The sequence below is a fragment of the Kribbella sp. NPDC043289 genome, from assembly GCF_056436705.1.
On record NZ_JBWKCB010000006.1, the window covers coordinates 109,021 to 124,475 of the forward strand.

Consider the following 15,455-nt stretch of genomic DNA (forward strand, 5'->3'; position numbering starts at 1 on the left):
GAACGACCACGTGCCCAGCGGCGTGGATGGAGGCGGCCGGGGGCGGCGGGGTGGGGAGTTGCGGCCGGTGGGGTTGGGGGTGGGCGATGTTGTGCGGGTGGGGGCGGTGGGGTTGCGGACCCGGCCGGGGCGGGCGTTCTTGTCGGCGTTGGGGATCGCGATAGGGATCGCGGCGATGGTGGCGGTCGTGGGGATCTCGTCGTCGTCGCGGGCCGAGCTCGACGGGCAGCTCGACGCGCTGGGGACCAACCTGCTGACGGTCACCCCGGGCACCCGGCTGACCGGGGAGCAGGCGCAACTGCCGCTCGCAGCGGAGGCGATGGTCGCGCGGATCGCGCCGGTCCGGGCCGAGTCGGCGATCGGCAAGGTCGACGACGCTTCCGTCTACCGGACGAACAAGATCCCGGACGTCGAGACGAACGGCATCATCGCGTACGCCGCCCGGACGAACCTGCTCGCCACGATCGGCGCGACGGTCCGCAGCGGAAAGTGGATCGACGCGGCCACCGGAAAGTTTCCGGCAACCGTTCTCGGCGCCAGCGCCGCGGAACGGCTCGGAATCACCCAGGCCGGTCCGGAAACTCAAGTACTGATCGGAAACTCCTGGTTCACCGTGCTCGGCATTCTGGAGCCGGCCGCACTCGCCCCCGAGCTGGACAGCGCCGCGTTGATGGGCTGGCCGGCCGCCGGCAAGCTGTCCTTCGACGGCCACCCGACCACGATCTACACCCGCTCGGACGACGCCCAGGTGGCGGCAGTCCGATCGGTGCTCGGGGCAACGGCCAACCCGGAGGCACCGAACGAGGTCGAGGTCTCCCGCCCGTCCGACGCACTGGCCGCGAAGCAGGCTGCCGGCCAAGCGTTCACCGGACTGCTGCTCGGTCTGGGCGCCGTCGCGCTCCTGGTCGGCGGCGTCGGGGTCGCGAACATCATGGTGATCTCGGTCCTCGAACGCCGCGCCGAGATCGGGCTCCGCCGGTCGCTCGGCGCGACCCGCGGCCAGATCCGCACCCAGTTCCTGACCGAGTCGCTGCTGCTTTCCGCGCTCGGCGGCCTCGGCGGCGCGCTGATCGGATCCGCGGTCACCGCTGCGTATGCGTCGTACCAGAGCTGGTTGACGGTGATTCCCGTGTGGTCGCTGGTCGGTGGGGTTCTCGCGACGCTGCTGATCGGCGGTCTGGCAGGCCTCTACCCCGCGATCCGGGCGGCCCGGCTCTCGCCGACGGAAGCACTCAGAACAGCATGACGACCGACGCGCTCAGAACAACGTGACGCCGATGCCGGTGAGGGCGAGCTGGATCAGCGCCACCGGCACCAGGCCCTGCCACGCGAGCTTCTGCAACTGGTCGGCCCGCAGCCGCGGGAAGGACACCCGCACCCAGATCACCACGAGCGACACGAGCGCGACCTTCAGCAGCGTCCAGATCCAGCCGATCGATTCCGGCCCCGGACCACTCCAGCCGCCGAGGAACAGCACGGTCGTGAGCGCCGCGAGTACGACGATCCCGGCGTACTCGGCGAGCAGGAACATCGCGAACCGCAGACCGGTGTACTCCGTGTACGGGCCGAAGATCACCTCGGAGTCCGCGACCGGCATGTCGAACGGCGGCCGCTGCAACTCGGCCAGACCCGCGATGAAGAAGACGACCAGACCGGGCAGCTGCCAGAGCAGCCACCACGGGTTCCACGCGTGCGCGATGCCGGTCAGGCTCAGCGTGCCGGCGGCGACCGCGACGCTCGCCGCGGACAGCACGAACGGCAGCTCGTAGCTCATCAGCTGCGCCGCGACCCGGAGCCCGCCGAGCAGGCTGTACTTGTTGCCGCTGCCCCAACCGGCCATCAGCGAGCCCAGTACGCCGATGCTCATCACCGCGAGCACGAAGAACAACCCGGAGTCGAGGTCCGCGCCGACGATGCCCGGCGCCAGCGGGATCGCGGCCAGCGCGGCGAGGTACGGGAGGATCGCCACGATCGGCGCCCACTCGAAGACCCGCTTGTCGGCGGCGGCCGGCGTCACGCTCTCCTTCTGGACGAACTTCACGCCGTCCGCGACCAGCTGGGCCCAGCCGTGGAACGCACCGGCGTACATCGGGCCGAGCCGTGACTGCATGTGTGCCATCACCTTGTGCTCGGCCTGGCCGACCAGCAACGGCGCCACCAGGAAGGCGACCAGCACGCCCACCACCCGCACCACGAACTCCAGCATGCACAGCATGTTAGTGGGTTCGGCTTGACCTCAACCATGGTTCAGGTCAAAGGGTAGGGGCATGACCACTGTTCTTGTCACCGGAGCCACCGGCCGCGTCGGGCGGCATGTCGTCGACGGGCTGCGCGCCGCGGGCGTGACCGTCCGAGCCCTCGCCCGTACGCCGGACCTCGCCGGTTTCCCGCCGGACGTCGAGCTGATCCAGGGCGATCTCTACGACCCAGAGGCGGTCCGCCGAGCCGCGGCGGACGTCGACTCGGCCTTCCTGCTCTGGCCGTCGTTCAGCGCGGACGGAGCCGCGGACATCATCGGCGAACTCCCCCGGCGCGTCGTCTACCTGTCCTCGCTCAACGCGCCGTCGGGCGGCGTCTGGGCCGACGTCGAGAAACTGCTCGAGGACGCGGGAAAGGACTGGACGTTCGTGCGCCCGGGCGGGTTCGCGGTGAACGCGCAGAACTGGGCCGGCGACTTCCGCACCGGCGACATCGTCCGGGTCCCGTCGCCCGAGGCCGGCCGCTCGCTGATCCACGAACGGGACATCGCCGCGGTCGCCGTACTCGCGCTGCTCAACGACCGGCACATCGGGCAGATCTACAACCTGACCGGCCCTGAGGTACTCACCCAGGCCGAGCAGATCCAGACCATCGCCCGGGTGATCGGCAAGGAGATGCGCGTCGAGGCCGTGCCGGACGCGGCGGCGCGACAGGCGATGCTCGACCTCGGTCTCGACCCGATCCTCGCCGAGAGTTCGGTCGCGTACTGGGCCTCACTCGTCGACAACCCCGAACCCGTCACCAGCACCGTCAGCGAACTCACCGGCCGCCCCGCGCTCACCTTCGCCGAGTGGGCCCGCGAGCACGCCGCCGAGTTCCGCGTTCCGTCGACGGCCGAGGTCGCCCGCCGGTACGTCGACGCGCTGACTACCGGCCGCCTCGACCAGGCACTCGCCCTGTCCGCACCCGAGGTCGTCCGCATCGCCCCGCTCGAGACCGGCGGCGAGGAGATCGAGATGAAGGGCGCCGACGCGATCCTCGAGAACGCCCGCCGCCTGAACGCCGACATCGAGTACCTCGGCGTCGACGTCGTCGGCCCGCTGCTCCTCGACGACCGCTTCGCCGTCCGGTTCGCGTTCGATCAACTCAACGTCCGCACCGGCGCCCGTTCCCGCACCACAAAACTGTCCCTCTACACCCTCACCGCCGGCCAAATCACCCGCGAGGAGGTCTTCTACCACACACCCCCGAGCGCTTGATATCATGAGATATCAGACAGGAGGTGACGGCATGAGCGACGTTCTCATTCGCGATGTCCCGGACGAGGTGCTCGCGGTGATCGACCACCGGGCCGCCGGGCTGGGACTGTCCAGGAGCGAGTATCTGCGCCGGCAGCTCAGTCAGGAGGCCGGGCGTTCGGAGGTCGCCGTGACCGTTGCCGACCTGGAGCGCTTCTCGAACCTTGCCCGCGACCTCGACGACCCTGACGTCATGGACAAGGCCTGGTCGTGATGCCGACCGCCGACTCCCGGCGCTGGCTGATCGACAAGTCCGCCTTGGTGCGCCTGAGCACGGCGCCCGACCGAGAGGACTGGGCGAACCGCATCAATCGCGGGCTCGTACACATCGCCACAGTGACGTTGCTCGAGGTCGGCTTCTCAGCGCGATCCGCGGACGAACATCGCTCGTTCCTGCAGCAGCCGCCGATCGCGGCGATGCCGGTGGAGAACGCAACTCCTTCGATCGAGCGTCGCGCCGTTGTCGTGCAGTCCCAACTCGCGGCTTCCGGTCAGCATCGAGCGCCTTCGGTGCCTGATCTGCTGATCGCCGCCACGGCGGAGCAGACTGGTTTGATCGTCCTGCACGTGGACAAGGACTTCGAACTCATCGCCAACCTCACCGGGCAGCCGACGGAACGACTGGGTCAGGGCTGACCGAGCGGGAGTTGAAGCCAGCCGCCGATGTCTTGGCGGCCGGCGGTGAGGGCTGCGGTGCGGGCGCCGTGGTTGGCGGAGTGGATGGTGCCGATCAGGATGCGGGTCGGGTCCGGGAGGGCCTGGGCGAGCAGGGTGGTGAGGTGCCGGCCGTAGCCGCGGCCGCGGTACCGCTTCGCGAGGATGACCTCGCGGACGACGTACGCGGGCAGGCCGAGGGCGTCGTCGGGTTTGATCACCGCGGCGACGTACCCGGCCCACTCGCCGTTCACGGTGACGTCGAACAGCAGCCCGTCGTCCGCCGACTCCTGCAGATCGTCGCGGTCCTGGAGCGCCGCTTCCTCGGTGTGGTGCGGGTGGTCGGCGTCCACCGCGTCGTACGCGCGAGCCGCCTCCTCGTAGTGGTCGACGCTCCTCGTCCCCCGCAGCGCCAGACCAGGTGGTACGTCGTGTCGCCGCAACTCGCTGATCGGCGCGGCGAGGAACCGTCGGTCGGGCTCGGTGCCGGCGACGCTCGCGTCCGCGCTCCACAACCGGAGGTAGAGCGGGTGATGGATGCCGTAGTGCTCTTGCGCGGCGGTGGCGAGCGCGGGCAGGTCCGGCGGTTGGGGTGAGCGGGTCATCGGGGTCGCGTCGACGAACGGTCTCTCGAGGTTCATGTTCTCGAAGCGCATGCTGAACATCGCGGAGAGATCGTTGCTGATGGCAACCCATCGGTTGAGCATCGACTCTGCCGGTTTGCCCGGGGCGAGGCGCTTGGCGCGCTGCGCGGCGATGTCCAGGTCCTCGGCGAGCAGGATGTCGAGCGCCGCGTGCTCTTCGGTGAGCGTCGTGAGGCGGGTCCGGTCGTCCACCCAGGTGCGCGTGATGGGGTGCTGACGGGCCAACGTGTACCGAGCCAGCTCCTCCGCCGACGGAATCACGAGGTACCGGCCGGCGGCTGAGCGTCCGGCTTCTCGCCACCAGCATCACCCGCAGAAGGCGGCTCCGCAGGCGGGGCGGCGTGCTCTGCGCCGGGCGCCGGGGCTGCAGGCTCGGCGGGGGTGGCGGCCGGCGATGGGCTTTGGCGGCGGGTGCGGCGTTCGGCTCCGGCGGCGCCGCGGCGGGGGCGGGCGGGGGTGGCGGCGGCTTCGGCGGGGGCCAGGGGGTCGGGGTCGGGCGAGCCGGCCGGGCGCGGGCCCCAGGTCTCCGGATCGGGTACGCCGGGTGGCAGCGTCCGGCGGCGGCTCGGAGCGCCCGCCGGAGCGTGGTCGGACTCGCCGGGCTCCTTCGCCCCGGGCCACGGTTTCGCGACCCGCGACGCGAGCACGAACTCCTTGCGCAGCGGATGCCCCTCGAACTCGTCCGGGAGCAGCAACGTGGTCAGGTTCGGATGCCCGTCGAAGCCGATCCCGAACATCTCGTACGTCTCACGCTCGTGCCAGTTCGCCCCGGCGTACAGCTCGCTCAGCGTCGGGAGCACCGGGTTGTCGCGCGGCACGAGCGTGCGGACGAGCACGTGGTCGACATGCGATCCGCCCCAGAAGTCCGCAAGGTGCGTGACCACCCGGAAGCCGTCCTTGAGCTCGTCCGAGGCGCTAAGAAAGTCGAAGAACGTGAGCCCGACGGCATCCCGCAGTACCTCGTGGGCCGCGACCCAGGACTCCGCCGGTACGTCGATCGCGGTCGGGCCGAAGCTGTCAGACGACGTCGCAGCGATCCCGGCGCCAGTCAGCGCCTCAAGAGCGTCGCTGCTCACGGCTGCACCAGACCGCGCGTGAGGGCCGCCGCCGAGGGCTCGTCGTACCGGCTCGCGACGTGCTCGCCGGCGATCTTCTCCTGCAGTTTGAGGATGCCCTGCAGCAACGCCTCGGGCCGCGGCGGGCAGCCGGGGACGTACACGTCGACGGGGATGATCTGGTCGACGCCCTTCGTCACGCAGTACGAGTCCCAGTAGGGACCGCCGGAGTTCGAGCAGGAGCCGAACGAGATCACGTACTTCGGCTCCGGCATCTGGTCGTAGAGCCGCTTGATCGCCGGCGCCATCTTGTCGGTGACGGTGCCGGACACCACCATCAGGTCGGCCTGCCGCGGCCCGGGCGCGAACGGGATCACGCCGAGCCGGATGAAGTCGTGCCGCCCCATCGACGCCGCGATGAACTCGATCGCGCAGCACGCCAGCCCGAAGTTGAAGACCCAGAGCGAGTACTTCCGGCCCCAGTTCAGCAGGTACCGCACCGGTTCCGGCGCGAGCTTCGCCAACGCGCCCACGGCCGGCCGTACGGTCGGCATCCCCAGCTCGGTCTCGGCCATGTGGTCAGCCTAGGGCATGTCTGACGACCCAGCGCCGTAGCGAGCAGGTGCTCGGTGCGGTAGCTCGGTGCGCGGCCGAGTGCCGCGCAGTAGGTGCTGGGTCGTCAGACATGCCCTAAAGTCCGACTATCTCCTCGGCGAGGATCTCCGGGTATTCGAGTGGCGCGTAATGACCGACGCCGTCGACCGGGCGGACGCGGACATCGCTGAAGAAGTCGTCCACCCGATCGGACCACGCCCGCGGGAACAGCGGGTCGAACTCGGGCCACAGCACCACCGTCGGTACGGCGATCCGGTCGTACGACGGTGGCGCGGTCTCGGCCGCCGACACGGCCACCGCACCCGCGCCCGCGCGGTACCAGTTGAGCGACGCCGTGAACGCGCCCGGCGCGGAGTACACCTCGACCAGATGGTCGAGCTCCGGCTGGAAGCCTGGCCCGGACCAATGTGTCCAGAAATGGGTCAGGTACGCGCGGACCGCGTCGGGCTTCCCGTCGATCAGCTCCTCGATCACCGGCAGCCGATGGAACGCCTGGTACCAGAACTCCGCCTGCGCCTGCTCGGAGAACACCCGCTTCCCGATCCCTGGCAGCGGCGGTGCGATGACCAGTCCCTCCACCAGCTCGGGCGTGGTCCGCGCGATCCGCTGCGCGATCCGGCTGCCGATGTCGTACCCGGCGAGCACCGGTCGGTCGAGGCCGAGCTCTTCCATCAGCGCCACCACGCTCCGCGCCTGCGCGTCGGCGCCGTACTGCGCCGGGTCGGGGGCCGATCCGATCGAAGACCCGAGGCCGCGCAGGTCCGGCACCACCACGTCACATCCGCGCTCCACCAGCAGTGGCGCGAGCCGACGGTTGTCCGTGCGGTCTCCAGGCCAACCGTGCAACAGCACCACGGGCGGGCCTTCGCCGTCCCGGTCGTACGCCAGCCTGAATCCGTCGACCTCCGCGCTGAGCTCCATGCGGTTCATTGTTGACCACCCGACCGGCCGGACTTACCGTGATTGAACAGGACTGAACAGGTCCATTTCAGGGGTGGGAGTCAGCATGACGGACCAGCTCGACACGCAGCAGACCCGCGCGCTCTCGGTGGAGAGCAACGGCCTCAACGTGATCGCCGACGCGGATCGGAAGGGCCGCCCGAGCCAGCTGTTCTGGCCGTGGTTCGGCGCCAACGTCTCCGTCCTCGGACTGAGCTACGGCGCGTTCGCCCTCGGGTTCGGGATCTCGTTCTGGCAGGCGGTGATCGCCGGGCTGATCGGCGTGGTGTTCTCCTTCCTGCTGTGCGGGCTGATCGCGCTCGCCGGCAAGCGCGGGTCGGCGCCGACGATGGTGCTCAGCCGCGCCGCGTTCGGTGTCCGGGGCAACAAACTGCCGTCGCTGGTGTCGTGGCTGCTGACCGTCGGTTGGGAAACCGTGCTGACGATCCTGGCGACGCTCGCCACCGCGACCGTGTTCGAGCGACTCGGCTGGGGCGGCGGCACGCTGACCAAGGTGATCGCGCTGGTCGTGGTCGGCGCGCTGACCGTGGCCTGCGGGGTGCTCGGGTTCGACCTGATCATGCGGGCGCAGACAGTGATCACGGTGGTGACCGGCGTACTCACGGTCGTCTACATCATCCTGGTCGCCGACCAGATCCACTGGAGCACGGTGTCCGCGCTGCCGAGCGGGTCCACGCAGGCCGTGATCGGCGCACTGGTGTTCCTGATGACCGGGTTCGGGCTCGGCTGGGTGAACGCGGCCGCGGACTACTCGCGGTACCTCCCGCGGCGGGCGTCGAGTCGTGGCGTGGTCGGCTGGACGACGTTCGGTGGCTCGGTGGCTCCCGTCGTACTGCTGATTTTCGGTCTGCTGCTGGCCGGGTCGTCGGCGGACCTGAGCAAGGCGATCGCCGCGGACCCGATCGGTGCGCTCGCCGAGGCGTTGCCGACCTGGTTCCTGGTGCCGTTCGTGATCGTCGCGGTGCTCGGGCTCGTCGGCGGGGCGGTGCTCGACATCTACTCGTCCGGGCTGGCGCTGCTGTCGCTCGGCCTGCCGGTTCCGCGGTACGTCGCCGCGTTCATCGACGGTGTGGTGATGATCGGCGGGACCATCTACGTGGTGTTCTACGGCGGCGAGTTCCTCGGACAGTTCCAGGGTTTCCTGATCACCCTCGGCGTACCGATCGCGGCCTGGTGCGGGATTATGCTCGCCGACATCGCCTCGCGCCGGCGCGACTACGCGGAGGACGATCTCTACCGGCCGAGCGGGCGGTACGGCGACATCCGCTGGTTGCCCGTGGCGACGATGATTGTTGCTACCGGCATCGGTTGGGGGCTCGTCACGAACACGCTTGCGTCCTGGCTGACATGGCAGGGCTACTTGCTCGGGGCGTTCGGTCTCGGTGGCAAGGAAGGCGCGTGGGCGTTCGCGAACCTCGGCGTACTGGTCGCGCTGGTGCTCGGGTTCGCCGCGCAGTGGTTCGGCGGGCGGGCCGCCGTACGCCGCCAGGAGGCCTGATGGTGCTCGCACTCATCGACCTGCAGCGGATCTTCGCCGACCCGTCGTCGGGCTGGGCCACGCCAGGCTTCGAGCGCGTGATCGAGCCGGCGCGGGAACTGATCAAGTTGTTCACACCGGAAATCGTGTTCACTCGGTTCGTTGCGCCGGAGCGGCCGGATGGCGCGTGGATTCCTTACTACGAGGCGTTTCCGTTCGCGCTGCAGCCGCCGGATGCCGACGACTACCAGCTGGTGGACGAGTTCCGCGGGGAGCCGACGCTGGACAAGACGACGTTCAGTGCCTGGGGCCCCGAACTGGCGGCGCGGGTGGGGAGCGATGGTCGGCTCGTACTGGGCGGCGTGACGACGGACTGCTGCGTGATCAGTACAGCGCTTTCCGCGGTGGATGCGGGCGTCCACGTCCAGGTCGTCGAGGACGCGTGTGTCGGCTCGACCGAGGAGAGCCATCAGAAGGCGCTCCACATCCTGCGGCTGTACGCACCGATGATCGAGATCGTCCGGCTGGAGCAGCTGCGGTGATCTCGTTGAAGCACGAGCGGGTCGCCCGGGTCCTCGCCCGGGAGATCCGGTCCGGCGTCGTACGGCGAGGATCGCAACTGCCCGGTGAGGTGGAGTTGGCGAAACGTTTTTCGGTCAGCCGGAACACGGTTCGCGCCGCGCTCGCCGTACTCGCCGAGGACAACCTGATCGCGACACACACCGGCAAAGGCTCGTTCGTTCTCTTCGACGGGCGGCCGTTGGACGGGCGGCTGGGGTGGACGCACGCGCTGTCGGAAAACGGTGTCGAAACGCGGATGCGGACGGTACGGGTCGAGCGCGAGGAGGATCCCGCCCTGGCCGCACGACTGGGTCTCGAATCGCCCGAGGTCGTGGTCATCGAACGTGTCCGCCAACTCACCGACGGTACGGCGATCTCGCTCGAACGCAGCCGCATCCCCGCCCTCGAGCCGCTCCGCGACCTACCCGAACGCGGCCTCGACAACGGCTCGATCAGCGTCACCCTCAACCGCGCCGGCCTCTACCTCGACCACTGCGAACAACGCCTCCGCGGCCGCCCCCTCACCCCCACCGAAGCCGGCCACCTCGACCGCCCCCACGGCACCTGGTTCCTCCACACCACCCGCACCAGCTGGACCGCCACCAACCACTTCGCCGAACACGCCGACGAACTCCTAGACCCCAACCACTACGAACTAAACCTCACCTACCCCACCTAGCCCCACACCTGCTCGCCCCTCACCCAGCCGCAAACCAAGCCCCACGCCCACACGCGACCTCCCCGTCCATCACCCGCACCCCGCCGCTCGCCCCCCTCGCCTTCGCCACCACCCCTCGCCACCACCCCACGCCGTTCCGGCACACTCGCCCCTCGGCACTTCGCCACCACCCCACGTCATTTCGACCCCGTCACCCTCGGCACCGCCCCTCGGCACCGCCACACTCGCCACCATCCCGCGCCACCATCCCGCGCCACTGCCCCTCGCCGCCTCGCCACCATCCCGCGCCACCGCCCCTCGCCGCCCGCGCAACCGCCCGCGCCACCGCCCCGCCGCCACCCCGCCTCGCAACGGCGACCCTCGCCGCCGCCCCACCTCATCTCCACCCCGCCACCCTCGCTGCCACCTGTCGAGTCGTGGCGAATGGCTGGTGAACCGGTACGCGAGTCGTGGCTCGCGGTTGTATAAACCGCGCCGAACCTCACGACTCGACGGAAGAACGGGGTCAGACGGGCCGCCCGGGTGGGGATGGGGCGTTGCGGCGATTTGGCGGCTGTCGCCGGTACCCGCCGCCGCGCTCATCGTCTGACCCGCCGGGCGGCGTACTCACGGGGCGGCGTACCCACGGAGCGGCGTACTCACGCGGTGGCGTACTCGCGGAGCGGCGTACCCACGGAGCGGCGTACCCACACAGTGGCGTACCCACGGAGCGGCGTACCCACGCGGTGGCGAGCTCGCGGAGCGACGTGCTCGCGGCCGGCGTGCTCGGGGTGATCGGGTGGCGGGGCTGGGGGTTGCGCTGGCTCGGGGTGGGGCCTGCTCGCGGGGACTTGGCGAGTCGTGGCGGGGGTTGGTGGGGCGGTGTGCGAGTCGTGGGTCGGGGTTGGGTGAAGGGGGCCGGAATTCACGACTCGGCGGGGGGAATTCGGCATCTAAGGGGGTGGGGCGGGTGGGGATAGGGAGATGTGCGGATGTGGGGGTGGTCCTCAGGCGCGGAGAGTCGGGGCAACGACAGGAGGACGTCATGTTGTTCTACTCGACCGACGCGGTGCGGGCAGAGATGAAGTACCGGCAGGAGCGGATTCGGCGGGACTTCCAGCGGCCGTTCTGGTTCCAGCGGCCGGAGAAAACGGTACCGCCGCAGCAATGCGCGCCCGAGCTGCGTGCTCGTCCCGCGATGTGACGGCACGTTCACCGCCACCAGACCCCCTTCCCACCCGGCGCGGCCGGCTCCCCGGAGCCGACCGCGCCGCCGTCATTTCCGCCCCACCGTCTCCCGCTCCACCGGCTGCCACGGCCGCTTCGGGCCCGTCCCAGCCCGTCGTTCCCGCCCCTTCGGCCCGTCCCAGCCCGTCGTTCCCGCCGCTTCGGCCCGTCCCAGCCCGTCGTTCCCGCCGCTTCGGCCCGTTTCTTCCCCGCCATTTCCGGCGTTAGTTCCCGCCATGTCTCGGTCGTCGTTTCGGCGGTCGTTCAGCCGGTGGTTGGGGGGCCTTAGGTGGGTTCTAAGGCGGGGTCCGGATGCCTAAGGCCTCGGGGGCGGTGGGGATAGGGAGGAGTTCCGATGTGCGGGGGTACCTCAGGCGAGCAGATTTAGCGGTGTCGGCAGAGAGCCGGCATCGCACAACGGAGGAACACATGTTCACCAACGCATCGGTCAAGGCAGAGGTCGACTACCGCAGGGAGCGCCTCAGCCGCGACTTCCGGCCGCACCGGAGCACCCGGGGCCGCCGGAGCATCACCCACCTGTTCGGCCGGAAAGCCTGAGGGGAGGAAAACCATGTTCAACACTCCACTGAGCCAAGATCTCGTCAAGGCGGAGTCGGCCTACCGGCTGGAGCGGAACCGGCGTAGCTGGTCCGTACCGCGCCGGGAGCGCGCGGAGCGGGCCACGCAGCCCGAGTCGCGCCACGCGCGCCGGACCCTCCGACCCACCACGGCCGCATGACCGCCCGGCTCGCCGTCCCTGATTCCGCACTCGCGATCAGGGACGGCGTTCTACTTTCCGGCGGAAAGTCCACGGAAACCGCGGAAACGACGGAAACCGCAGACCGCACGGCCGACAGCACCGCGGACAGAACAACCAGCGGAACGGCGCGCGAAACAACCGGCGGCACAACCGGCGGCACAACCGGCGGAACGGCGCGCGAAACAACCGGCGGCACAACCGGCGGAACGGCGCGCGGAACAACCGGCGGCACAACCGGCGGAACGGCGCGCGGAACAACCGGCGGCACAACCGGCGGAACGGCGCGCGGAACAACCGGCGGAACGGCGCGCGGAACGACCGTTGGGAGGGCGGGAAACGCCGGCGAAAGAGCGGTAAGCGGTACCGCCGGCAGTGGGTCTTGCGGTCCGCGGACGGGATGCCGTCGATTTGTGTCGGCGCCAGGGGCGAAAATGGACGACGTGCCCTGGATCTCGACACCTCTCGTCGGCCGCTCGTCCGAGATGGCCGCCCTCCTCAGCGCGGTGGACGACGCCCGTACGCGTCGCGCCGGCGCCGTGGTGCTGTCCGGCGACGCCGGGGTCGGCAAGACCCGGTTGCTGGACGAGATCGCCACGGGAGCGCATGAGCGCGGTTTCGGCGTCCTGGTCGGGCACTGCACCGACTTCGGCGACGCCGGCCTGCCGTACCAGCCGTTCTCCGAGATCTTCGGCCGTCTAGCGGGCGACCGGCCGGATCTGGTCGAGAGCGTGCTGACCAACTTCCCCGCGATCGGCCGCCTGCTGCCGGCGCACCGGATGCTCAGCGCCCAGCCCGTTCCGCAGGAGGGGCAGCTCGACCGGGCCGCACTGTTCGATGCCGTGCTCGGCGCGTTCACCGCGCTGTCCACCAGCGAGCCGATCCTCGTGATCATTGAGGACGCCCACTGGGCCGACGACTCGACCCGGGACCTGATCGGTTTCCTGATCACCCGGCTGACCTCGCAGCGCCTCGCCCTCGTGGTCTCGTACCGCAGCGACGACCTGCACCGTCGGCATCCGCTCCGCCGCCCGATCGCCGAGTGGACCCGCAACCCTCGGGTACGCCGGGTCAACCTGCTCCCCCTCGACGCCGACGAGGCCCGCACGCTGCTGCATTCGCTGCTCAGCACGCCGCTTCCGGAGGCCGAGGAGCGCCGAATCCTGGAGCGCGCCGGCGGCAACGCCTTCTTCACCGAGGAGCTAGCGGCTGCGGCATCGCTGGGTGACGGCGACGTCGTCCCGCCGGATCTCGCCGACCTGCTGCTGGTCCGTCTCGACCCGCTGTCCGACGACGCCCGCCAGGTCGCACGGGTGATCGCGGTCGCCGGCCGCCGCGTCCCGCACACGTTGCTGACCGGAGTCGCCGGCCTTCCCGACCGTGAACTCGACGAGGCGCTCCGCGAGCTGATCGACGCCCACATCATCGACGTACCGACCAGTGATCGCTACTACTTCCGGCACGCCCTGCTGGCCGAGGCGGTGTACGACGATCTGCTCCCGGGCGAGCGCGTTCGCCTGCACGCGTCGTACGTCCAGGCCCTGAAGGACCAGACGGTTGCAGGTACGGCGGCTGAGCTCGCGGGGCACGCCACTCGGTCGCACAACCTGCCGGTCGCGTTCGAGGCGCGGGTCCGCGCGGGTGAGGAGGCCATCTCGGTCGCTGCTCCGCAGGACGCGCTGAAGCACTACGAGCTGGCGCTGGAGCTGCTCCCGAACCGCTCGGCCGACAGCCCGACCGGCAAGACCTGGCTGATCGTCCAGACGGCGACGGCCGCGACGCTGTCCTCGCAGCACCTGCGCGCGGTGAAGATTCTCCGCAAGGCGCTCGCCGACCTGCCGCCCGAGGCGCCGCAGCTGGAGCGGGCGCAGCTGCTGCTCCCACTCGCCGACATCGCGTTGGTCATCGATCAGGACCAGGAGGCCAACGAGGCGGTTTCGCAGGCGCTCAAGCTGGTCCAGGACGAGCCCGCCAGCGTCTTCAAGGCGCAGGTCGCGTCGCTGTACGCGCGGGTGTCCGACGCGCTCGGCCGGCCGATGGAGGCGGAGCGCTGGGCGCACAAGGCGCTCGAGATCGCCCGCGAGGCCGGTCAGGAGTCCGCGGCCAGCGACGCCGGGATCACGTTGGCTCAGCTGCGCCGCCGGGCCGGCGATCCGGAGACCGCCGCGAAACAGCTCGAGGAGGCGGCCGTCCGGGCGCAGCTGATCGGGGATCCGGCGTCCGAGGTGCGGAGCCGGTTCCTGCTCGGCTCGACGCACTACGAGCAGGGCGACCTGCTGAACGCGAAGGCGGCGCTGTCGTTCGCGACGAAGCGCGCCGGTGAGCTCGGGCGGCAGTGGGCGGCGTACGGGTTCGACGCGCGCCGGATGCTGGCGTTGACCCAGTTCATGCTCGGTGAGTGGGACGCGGCGGTCGCGACCGCACGCACCGACGCGATGACGCCCGCCGCGGCGGCTGCGGCGCTGCGGGCCGTCGAGTTCTCGGTCCGTGGCGGGCGTGGTGACACCGCGGTCGCCGAGGAGTTCGAGATGTCCCGCAAATGGTGGGACCTGGACGTGATGCTGCCGATCATCGGGCTGCAGCCGGCCGTCGACGCGTACCGCGAGCTCGACAAGCCGGCGGCGGCGGAGAAGCTGATCAGCGACGTCTCCACGCTGTGCGCCGACGTCTTCCAGACCGAGTGGTTCCTCGGCCGGATCCGGTTCGCCACGCTCGGGCTGCAGTTGCTGTGTCACCGCGCCGTAGGTGAGCCGTCGGCCGCCGCGGAGCTGGTCGAGCGCGGCGCCGAGCTGGTGTCACTCGGGCAGACGACCGCGGAGAAGGGACTGCCGCCGGGCCGGTTGATGGGCGTCGAAGGGCTCGCCTGGCTGGCGCGGCTGGAAGCGGAGTGGGATCGGCTGCGCTGGCTGACCGGGATCGACCCGCCGACGCCCGAAGACCACGTCGCCGCCTGGACGCGGACCGCGGAAGCCTTCGGGTACGGGTATGTCCTCGAGCAGGCGTGGTCGCGGGTCCGGCTGTCGGCCGCGCTCCGAGCCGCCGGCCGGGTGTCCGAGGCGAACGAGCAGACCGCGCTGGCCGCCGACGTCGGACGTGAGCTCGGCGCACAGCCGCTGCTGACGGAGACCGGCGGTGTCGACACCGGCGGCGCCAGTGCGCTGACGTCCCGAGAAACCGAGGTACTGCGGTTGCTCGCGGAAGGTCGCACGAACCGGCAGTTGGCGCGCGAGCTGTACATCAGCGAGAAGACGGTCAGCGTGCACGTGTCGAACATCCTGGCGAAGCTGGGTGTTCGCTCCCGCACCGAGGCCGCGGCCGTAGCCCGCCGGGACGGTCTGCTCGACTAGGCC

Annotated in this window: 16 protein-coding genes; 11 read left to right on the plus strand and 5 right to left on the minus strand. The window is 70.3% G+C overall.

Features of this window, described 5'->3' with window-relative positions; genetic code table 11:
- Positions 1 to 22: 22 nt before the first annotated feature.
- Positions 23 to 1,246 carry an ABC transporter permease gene (locus tag AC0662_RS31250; protein ID WP_478305573.1) on the plus strand — a complete coding sequence of 408 codons (1,224 nt, stop codon included), beginning with the start codon at positions 23 to 25 and terminating at the stop codon, positions 1,244 to 1,246.
- 12 nt (positions 1,247 to 1,258) lie between these two features.
- Here the strand turns inward: AC0662_RS31250 and AC0662_RS31255 are convergent, their stop codons facing one another.
- Entirely contained in the window at positions 1,259 to 2,206 is a 948-nt protein-coding gene (locus tag AC0662_RS31255; RefSeq protein WP_452193612.1) for a complex I subunit 1/NuoH family protein, read from the minus strand.
- Positions 2,207 to 2,267: 61 nt separating this feature from the next.
- On the opposite strand from AC0662_RS31255, the gene AC0662_RS31260 reads away from it, so the two are divergent.
- The 3 genes from AC0662_RS31260 to AC0662_RS31270 are packed head-to-tail and all read left to right on the plus strand — an operon-like array spanning position 2,268 to position 4,133.
- A complete protein-coding gene (locus tag AC0662_RS31260; RefSeq protein ID WP_478305146.1) occupies positions 2,268 to 3,458 on the plus strand; it encodes an NAD(P)H-binding protein in 1,191 nt (396 codons plus the stop codon).
- A 31-nt stretch (positions 3,459 to 3,489) separates the two neighbouring features.
- Positions 3,490 to 3,711, plus strand: a complete 222-nt coding sequence (gene vapB, locus AC0662_RS31265; protein WP_452193609.1) for a type II toxin-antitoxin system VapB family antitoxin — start codon at positions 3,490 to 3,492, stop codon at positions 3,709 to 3,711.
- Positions 3,711 to 4,133, plus strand: coding sequence for a PIN domain-containing protein (locus tag AC0662_RS31270; RefSeq protein ID WP_478305149.1), 423 nt, complete (start codon positions 3,711 to 3,713; stop codon positions 4,131 to 4,133). The genes vapB and AC0662_RS31270 overlap by 1 nt, the downstream gene beginning before the upstream one ends.
- Here the strand turns inward: AC0662_RS31270 and AC0662_RS31275 are convergent.
- The 4 genes from AC0662_RS31275 to AC0662_RS31290 form a co-directional block, all read right to left on the minus strand.
- The gene (locus AC0662_RS31275; RefSeq protein ID WP_478305151.1) at positions 4,124 to 5,056 is read right to left on the minus strand and encodes a GNAT family N-acetyltransferase; all 933 of its coding nucleotides are present in this window, start codon (positions 5,054 to 5,056) and stop codon (positions 4,124 to 4,126) included. The two genes, AC0662_RS31270 and AC0662_RS31275, sit on opposite strands and share 10 nt — an antisense overlap.
- Positions 5,053 to 5,871, minus strand: coding sequence for an NADH-quinone oxidoreductase subunit C (locus AC0662_RS31280; RefSeq protein WP_478305153.1), 819 nt, complete (start codon positions 5,869 to 5,871; stop codon positions 5,053 to 5,055). The genes AC0662_RS31275 and AC0662_RS31280 overlap by 4 nt, the downstream gene beginning before the upstream one ends.
- Positions 5,868 to 6,425, minus strand: coding sequence for an NADH-quinone oxidoreductase subunit B (locus AC0662_RS31285; RefSeq protein ID WP_452193604.1), 558 nt, complete (start codon positions 6,423 to 6,425; stop codon positions 5,868 to 5,870). Before AC0662_RS31285 ends, AC0662_RS31280 begins: the two co-directional genes overlap by 4 nt.
- Positions 6,426 to 6,540: 115 nt before the next feature.
- On the minus strand, positions 6,541 to 7,386 hold the full coding sequence (locus AC0662_RS31290) for an alpha/beta fold hydrolase (RefSeq protein ID WP_452193602.1): 846 nt from the start codon (positions 7,384 to 7,386) through the stop codon (positions 6,541 to 6,543).
- An 85-nt stretch (positions 7,387 to 7,471) separates the two neighbouring features.
- Here AC0662_RS31290 and AC0662_RS31295 point away from each other — a divergent pair, with 85 nt between their 5' ends.
- From AC0662_RS31295 to AC0662_RS31325, 7 genes are all read left to right on the plus strand, one after another.
- Positions 7,472 to 8,923, plus strand: a complete 1,452-nt coding sequence (locus AC0662_RS31295) for a purine-cytosine permease family protein (RefSeq protein ID WP_478305155.1) — start codon at positions 7,472 to 7,474, stop codon at positions 8,921 to 8,923.
- Positions 8,923 to 9,444 carry a cysteine hydrolase family protein gene (locus tag AC0662_RS31300; RefSeq protein ID WP_452193598.1) on the plus strand — a complete coding sequence of 174 codons (522 nt, stop codon included), beginning with the start codon at positions 8,923 to 8,925 and terminating at the stop codon, positions 9,442 to 9,444. Before AC0662_RS31295 ends, AC0662_RS31300 begins: the two co-directional genes overlap by 1 nt.
- Complete coding sequence (locus AC0662_RS31305; protein ID WP_452193597.1) at positions 9,441 to 10,142, plus strand: GntR family transcriptional regulator; 702 nt, start codon at positions 9,441 to 9,443, stop codon at positions 10,140 to 10,142. The genes AC0662_RS31300 and AC0662_RS31305 overlap by 4 nt, the downstream gene beginning before the upstream one ends.
- 1,024 nt (positions 10,143 to 11,166) lie before the next feature.
- Positions 11,167 to 11,325 (plus strand): hypothetical protein, encoded by a 159-nt coding sequence (locus tag AC0662_RS31310; RefSeq protein ID WP_452193596.1) that lies wholly within the window; start codon positions 11,167 to 11,169, stop codon positions 11,323 to 11,325.
- 452 nt (positions 11,326 to 11,777) lie between these two features.
- Entirely contained in the window at positions 11,778 to 11,906 is a 129-nt protein-coding gene (locus tag AC0662_RS31315) for a hypothetical protein (RefSeq protein ID WP_478305158.1), read from the plus strand.
- 13 nt (positions 11,907 to 11,919) lie between these two features.
- A complete protein-coding gene (locus tag AC0662_RS31320; RefSeq protein ID WP_452193592.1) occupies positions 11,920 to 12,087 on the plus strand; it encodes a hypothetical protein in 168 nt (55 codons plus the stop codon).
- A 452-nt stretch (positions 12,088 to 12,539) separates the two neighbouring features.
- Positions 12,540 to 15,452: a helix-turn-helix transcriptional regulator gene (locus tag AC0662_RS31325; protein ID WP_452193590.1), complete on the plus strand. Its 2,913-nt coding sequence runs from the start codon at positions 12,540 to 12,542 to the stop codon at positions 15,450 to 15,452.
- Positions 15,453 to 15,455 lie beyond the last annotated feature (3 nt).